Source organism: Mycobacterium sp. 1465703.0 (assembly GCF_001672975.1).
In the GTDB taxonomy this organism is placed as follows: Bacteria; Actinomycetota; Actinomycetes; order Mycobacteriales; family Mycobacteriaceae; genus Mycobacterium.
In genome coordinates, this window is record NZ_LZKU01000268.1 from 25,161 (window position 1) to 31,171 (window position 6,011).

Here is a 6,011-nt window from a genome sequence, read left to right on the forward strand (position 1 = left end):
ATATAAATATGGCCGCTCCGACTGTGCGTGACATCGATCCGCTAGCCCTGGAGCGCCAGGTGTGTTTCGCGCTGGCGACGACGAACCGGGCGGTCCTGGCGGTCTATCGGCCCCTGTTGGAGCCACTCGGCCTGACCCATCCGCAGTATCTGGTGATGCTGGCATTGTGGGATCACCGCAAGACTCCCGCGGCGGACCGGTTCCCGTTGTCGGTCAAGCAGATCGCTGCTGCGTTGCAGATGGATTCCGCCACGCTGTCGCCCATGCTCAAGCGCCTGGAGGGGCAAGGGCTGATCACTCGCGCCAAGAATGCGACCGACGAGCGCACCACCGATGTGATGCTCACGCAGCGCGGAATCGCCTTGCGAGAGAGAGCACTTGAAATCCCGTCCGCCGTCGTGGCGCGTCTCGGTGTCGAATGGGCCGAACTCGAGAACCTCCATCAGGTCCTCACCCGCGTCAATGCCGCCGCCGTGGCAGCTGGCGCACTGCAATCCTGACATCACACCTGAGGAGCCATCATGACCGCCGCGAAACCCAATCTCTGGCAGCGCATCGGCTATGCCTACGGCCGGCGACTGCCCGACTCGATGCGCAACTGGGTCGCCCAAGATCTGGCCGGCCAGGGAGCCATCCGCCGGCACATGATCCGGTGGGCCATACCGCCCCTGCTGGTCCTTGCTCCGTTCTGGCTGCTGCCCGCTTCGCTCTATGTGCACTCGGAGATGACCGCGCCACTCTACATCTGGGCGTTGCTGATAACCCTTGCCCTGAACAAGGTTTGGCGCCGGCACCGGCTGGCAGTCCACGGACTGGACCCGAACCTGGTCGACGTGATCACCCGCCAGAAACAGGCCCGGATGCACGAGGACTACATCGCCCGCTACGGGCCGCGACCCGAATCGGCCGAATGGCAGTCGAATAGCAGCCCGTTCTGACGGCTACTTCAGGCAACTACCCGCATCGATGGGCAGCGTCACGCCAGTGACGTAACGCGACTCGTCGGAGGCGAAGAACAGCACTGCATTGCTGATGTCGATCGGGTCGACCCACGGGATCGGCAGTGTGTGGAACAGCTGGCAGATCGGTGCCATGTCGTCGGGACCGGGGCTCTCCAGGTCGGGCCGGAACATCTTCCAGGTGCCCTCGTTCATGATCATCGGGGTGCTCACGTGGGTGGGGTGCACTGAGTTGACACGAATCATGTGCTGCCCCAACTCGACTCCGAAGGCACGCATCAGACCGACCACACCGTGCTTGGCCGCCACATAGTGGCCGGTGTGCGGATATGCCTTGAGCCCGCCCACCGAGCTGGTCAGGATGATGGAGCCACCGCGGCCGCCGGCCAGCAGATGCGGCACACCGGCTTTCACGGTTTTCCACACCCCGCCCAGGTTGACGTCGATCATTTCCGTCCAGTCTTCTTCACTGGTCTTGTCCAAAGTCTCGCCGCCGTTACCGATTCCCGCGTTGGCCACGATGATGTCGAGCCGGCCGAGTTGCTCGACGCCGCTGTCCACCGCCGCCTTGAGTGCGGCGAAGTCGCGCACATCGACCTCGGCCGTGAAGATCCTGCGGTTGTGTCCCTTGACCAGGTCGGCAGTCTCGGCCAAGTCCTCGGGCGTCGACGCCGGGATCGCGGTGTCGGTCACGCCCTCACGGATGGGCTTGCAGATGTCGACCGCGATGATGTCGGCACCCTCCTGGGCCAACCGCACCGCGTGGCTGCGGCCCTGACCGCGTGCCGCCCCGGTGACGAAAGCGACTTTGCCCTCAACACGTCCGGTCATGGCTACCTCAACTCCTGACTTGATTCCGATCGGCACGCCGCAGCGGAGAACAATCGCGCTCGCAGCACCGCAGGTCTTGCCGCCTTTGAAACTCTGTCATTCGGCCGTGACGGGTGTCAATGACGAATCCGTTTCGGCTATTTGTGATTCTAGATATTAGAGAATCTCATTCTCACCGGCAAACCGCGTGCGTTATTTGCTCATGTGTTGCGGAAGTTGCGGCGAAGAGGGTGGGGGCGCCTACGCGACGAATCCGCGTGAGCAGAAGTCCCACACCTCTTCAGCCGTGATGGGCTTGGTCGTGGCGTCGTCAGGCCCACCGCTGGATTGGGCGATGAACATGACGGTCTGCATGGTCATCGCGGCCACTCGCTTGGGATTTATCGTGGTGCGCAACTTGCCGGCGTCGTGGGCCGCGTCCATCAATTCTGTCAGCAACGCCAGCAACGGCGCATGGGCAACCTTGACCTCGGCTGGATGCGTCACCAGCAACCGGGGAGCAAAGTCGGTGAACAGCGGCCGCTTGGCCGTCGGATCGGGACGCGACGCCTCGTAAAGGAGCTGCACGGCGACCTGCAGTCGTTCCAGCGGATCGGTCTGGCTTTCGGTGGCGGCGCGGATCTGGTCGGCTGATCGGCTCAACGCATCCTCGAAGAGCGCCAGCAGCAACTCGTGCTTGCCGTCGAATTGCAGGTAAAAGCTGCGCAACGACTGGCGGGACCGGTCGACGACCTCCTGCACGGTAAAGTCCGTGCTGCCCTTTTCGATGATGATGGCCTGCGCCGCATCGAGGAAGCGCTGAACACGTTGCGCGGCTCGCAATTTGGCCGTCTTGATGGACCGCTCGACGGCGCGCTGCTTCCAGGCCGGCTCTTCACTCGGATTGGTCACGGCCGACTCAGATGATTGCCGCGAGGGGAGAACATGGTTGGACTCTACCGGAGAACGCCGTGACATCGCTGCGCTCGACCCCCTCACGGATCACGTGTCGGAGATTGTAACTTTCTTACCGCGAGAATACTATTCTCTTAGACGTGTGTATGGAAGCGTAATCGCAAGAGTGAACCGCGCCGTCAGCGGAAACCGTGATCTACCGACGGTGCGGGCGTGCTCAAGACCATTCGGGAAGTGCTGTGCAGCTGACGTTTGACGCCGACGTGGAGGCGTTTCGGTCCGAATTCGTTGCTTTCCTCGACACACATCTGCCTGCTGAGGCCGAGGCGCTGCAGCGGCCCCAGTCGAGTTCGGACATACCGGCGTGGGCCCGCCGATGGCAGCGACTGCTGTTCGACAGCGGATGGCTGCTGCCCGGTAATCCGCCTGAGTTCGGCGGACGCAACGCCACGCTGCTGCAGCAATACGTGTACCTCGAAGAGTTGTCGCGGCGGCGGATCTATCAGAGTTTCAATCCGCAAGGCGTCGGCATCATCGCGGCGTCGTTGCTGTCATTCGGCACGTCCGAACAGAAGCAGCGTTGGGCGGTGCCGATCCTGCGTGCCGAGATCACCGCGTCGCTGGGCATGAGCGAGCCCGGTGCGGGCTCGGATCTGGCTTCGTTGAAGACCCGCGCGGTGTTGGACGGTGATCACTTCGTCGTCAACGGGCAGAAGGTGTGGACATCGGGCGCCCACCACGCCGATGTGCTGTTGACCTTCGTTCGCACCGATCCGGACGCGCCAAAACACAAGGGCATCAGCGCTTTACTGATCCCGACCGATACTCCAGGTGTGGTCCGCCGTCCATTCGCGTCGGTGGGCGACATCGAAGACGTCGACTTCAACGAAGTCTTCTTCACCGACGCGCGAGTGCCGGCCGAGAACTTGGTAGGCGAACTCAACGCAGGCTGGCGCGTCGCCACCGGTTCACTGGGCCACGAACGCGCCATGCTGTGGCTGGATTACGCGGACATGCTGCACGCGCTGACCGTCGAGTCCAGCCCATCGGGTCCGGTGCAGCGAGACCACTACGCGACGCTGGTGATGGATTTCTGTGCGATGCGGCTGCTCGGGTCGGCGACATTGGCCAAAGCCGCACGCGGGGAAGAGGACGTTCCGGCGCAGTCGGTGCTCAAGCTGCTCGGCTCGGAAGCGATGCAACGCGCTTGCGAGGATGCCTTGAATGCCAAGGGCGGCGACGGACTCGTGTTGCGTGGCGTCACCGCTCCGTTCGCCCCACTCAACTTGGACAGCCACTACGGCAGCTGGTTCGACCGGTACACCCGCACCTTCGCGGCGACCATCGCCGGCGGCACCTCGGAAATTCAGCGCAACATCATCGCCGAACGGGTGCTCGGGCTGCCGCGCAATTGATTGGCGGATCAGCGGTTGTGGGCATCCAGTCTGGCGTAGTAGCCGATCGCGACAAGGCCCGCCAGAATCGCAATCGTCCCTAAAACCATTCCGGCCAAAGCAGTTCGGCGGTTATTCGCCTCTCCGCGGCTGACTCGTCGCCGGGCGATATCACCGGTCACCACCGCCGCGATGCCAAAGGGTACGCCAAGCAGCAGCCAGCAGGTGATGAGTCCGACCAGGCCCAGGAGCACCGAGGCGACGCCGACCTCGTTTCGTGGTGCGTCGGGGTGATTCATTGCGCTCCACCTCCCAGGGCTGCGGCCGGGGCCGACGTCGGTGCTGACCAAACCATTAGATGACTCTGGAAAGCGCTAGCACATGCGCTATCGCCCCTGCGAAGCATCTCATGTTCGGCGCATGGCGCTCGCCTGACTGCGGGCCGACCCGTTACAGCTGAGCGAGCCGGGGCGCGGATCCGGCCGTCACTACTGCGTTTCCGGCCTGGCGGATCAATTCTCGAGTGCTGCCCAGTAGTCCGTCGAGGATCAGCGACCGCTTGATGTGGTGGTGCAGCGGGTGTTCGGCGGTGAAGCCAATACCGCCGAGCACCTGCTGGCAGTGGCGCGCGGTGGTCAGCGCCGCCTGGCCGGCGGCGGCTTTGGCGAGCAGGGAAGCCAGCCCCTGCGGGTCGTCGCATTCGGTGGCGGCTTGCAGGGTCGCCTCGGCACCCTCGATTGCGACGAGCGTCTCGGCCAGCCGGTGCCGGATCGCTTGGAAAGAGCTGATGTGGCGGCCGAATTGAACCCGGTCGACCGCGTGCTGACGGGCCAGCGACAGCATGGCGCGGCTGGTGCCGGCCAGCCACCAGCCAACGGCCCGCCAGCCCGCCTGAAGCGCAGCTGGCGGCAGCGGATCCTCTTGCGGCACACGATGTATCGGCAGCAGCTCGTCGATCGCTGCCTCGGGGTGGTCGCGGCGCTCCCACAGCACCCAGGAGCCGCCGGCGAACGGCAGCGGTAGGCTACCCCCGGGTGCGTCACCTGCCGCGCGCAGCACCACGTCATTGAGCACCGGCGCGTGTGCGCCGGTCTCGCCGAGCAACTTGAACACCAGAGGTATTGCGATATCCGGCATCTCGTCGAGCATGTCGCGCCAGCCGAGGTCGGTCAGCGCGGCGTCGAGCTTGGCTCCCGAGGCGGCGCTCATCGTCGTCCGCAGCGAGTCGGCCAGCAGGCGTAGCGATTCGGGGTCTGACTCGGTATCTGCCGAAGGGGTCACGTTCACTCCTTCCCGAGGTCGAGCAGCCGACGGGCGATGATGTTGCGCTGAATTTCGGCGGTACCGCCGTAGATCGTCGCCGCGCGTGAGTACAGATACTCCGAGCGCCATGGAGTGTCTTCGAGTTCGAGTGTCCCCGGCAGCACATCGCGGACCGTGTCGTAAAGCCGCTGCTCGGCGGAGGCCAGCAGTACCTTGTCGATGGAGGTGTCCGGCCCGAGCCGGGCCCCGTCGCGCATCCGATGCTGAGTACGACGGGATTGGCAGCGCAGCGTGTGAAGCGCGAGATATGCTGCACCCAGCGCGGATTCGTCGGGCTCGCCGTTCTCGGACGCCGCGGTGATCAAGTCGTCGAAGCGCGAGTAGAGGTAGGCGATTCGCTGCCAGAAGCAGGCGGAGCGCTCATAGGGCAGTAGGTCCATGGCGAGCCGCCAGCCATCTCCGGGCCCGCCGAGCATCCGGCTGGCCGGAATCACCACGTCGTCGTAGTACACCTCGCAGAATTCGTCGACACCGTGCATCGTGCGCAGCGGCCGGATGGTGATGCCTGGCGTATCGAGGTCGACGAAGAAGGCGGTGATTCCGTCGTGGCCGGGCGCGGTACGGGTGAGCAGCACGCACCGCGTCGAGAACTGCGCGAAGCTGGTCCACA

General features: G+C 64.4%; 8 protein-coding genes. 3 read left to right on the top strand and 5 right to left on the bottom strand.

Annotation, left to right across the window (positions count from 1 at the left end):
- Positions 1-8: 8 nt before the first annotated feature.
- Positions 9-500: a MarR family winged helix-turn-helix transcriptional regulator gene (locus tag A5625_RS25415; RefSeq protein ID WP_067000812.1), complete on the top strand. Its 492-nt coding sequence runs from the start codon at positions 9-11 to the stop codon at positions 498-500.
- Between the two features lie 21 nt (positions 501-521).
- Positions 522-938, top strand: a complete 417-nt coding sequence (locus A5625_RS25420; protein ID WP_067000814.1) for a DUF5313 domain-containing protein — start codon at positions 522-524, stop codon at positions 936-938.
- A gap of 3 nt (positions 939-941) precedes the next feature.
- On the opposite strand, the gene A5625_RS25425 is transcribed toward A5625_RS25420, so the two are convergent.
- Positions 942-1,790, bottom strand: a complete 849-nt coding sequence (locus A5625_RS25425) for a mycofactocin-coupled SDR family oxidoreductase (protein WP_067000846.1) — start codon at positions 1,788-1,790, stop codon at positions 942-944.
- A 240-nt stretch (positions 1,791-2,030) separates the two neighbouring features.
- Positions 2,031-2,681, bottom strand: coding sequence for a TetR/AcrR family transcriptional regulator (locus A5625_RS25430; protein WP_067000817.1), 651 nt, complete (start codon positions 2,679-2,681; stop codon positions 2,031-2,033).
- Between the two features lie 242 nt (positions 2,682-2,923).
- Between A5625_RS25430 and A5625_RS25435 the strand changes: the two genes are divergently transcribed.
- Positions 2,924-4,099: an acyl-CoA dehydrogenase family protein gene (locus A5625_RS25435; RefSeq protein ID WP_067000819.1), complete on the top strand. Its 1,176-nt coding sequence runs from the start codon at positions 2,924-2,926 to the stop codon at positions 4,097-4,099.
- A gap of 8 nt (positions 4,100-4,107) precedes the next feature.
- Here A5625_RS25435 and A5625_RS25440 read toward each other — a convergent pair whose 3' ends face one another.
- From A5625_RS25440 to A5625_RS25450, 3 genes are all read right to left on the bottom strand, one after another.
- Positions 4,108-4,377 carry a DUF4190 domain-containing protein gene (locus A5625_RS25440; RefSeq protein WP_067000822.1) on the bottom strand — a complete coding sequence of 90 codons (270 nt, stop codon included), beginning with the start codon at positions 4,375-4,377 and terminating at the stop codon, positions 4,108-4,110.
- 151 nt (positions 4,378-4,528) lie between these two features.
- Entirely contained in the window at positions 4,529-5,359 is an 831-nt protein-coding gene (locus tag A5625_RS25445; RefSeq protein WP_369830049.1) for an acyl-CoA dehydrogenase family protein, read from the bottom strand.
- A gap of 2 nt (positions 5,360-5,361) precedes the next feature.
- Positions 5,362-6,011: acyl-CoA dehydrogenase family protein (locus tag A5625_RS25450; protein WP_255398038.1), on the bottom strand; the 650-nt coding region annotated here is incomplete at its 5' end.

Coding starts and splice junctions, on each gene's coding strand:
- A5625_RS25415 (WP_067000812.1), top strand. CDS start 9: ATGGCCGCTCCGACTGTGCGTGACATCGATCCGCTAGCCCTGGAGCGC.
- A5625_RS25420 (WP_067000814.1), top strand. CDS start 522: ATGACCGCCGCGAAACCCAATCTCTGGCAGCGCATCGGCTATGCCTAC.
- A5625_RS25425 (WP_067000846.1), bottom strand. CDS start 1,790: ATGACCGGACGTGTTGAGGGCAAAGTCGCTTTCGTCACCGGGGCGGCA.
- A5625_RS25440 (WP_067000822.1), bottom strand. CDS start 4,377: ATGAATCACCCCGACGCACCACGAAACGAGGTCGGCGTCGCCTCGGTG.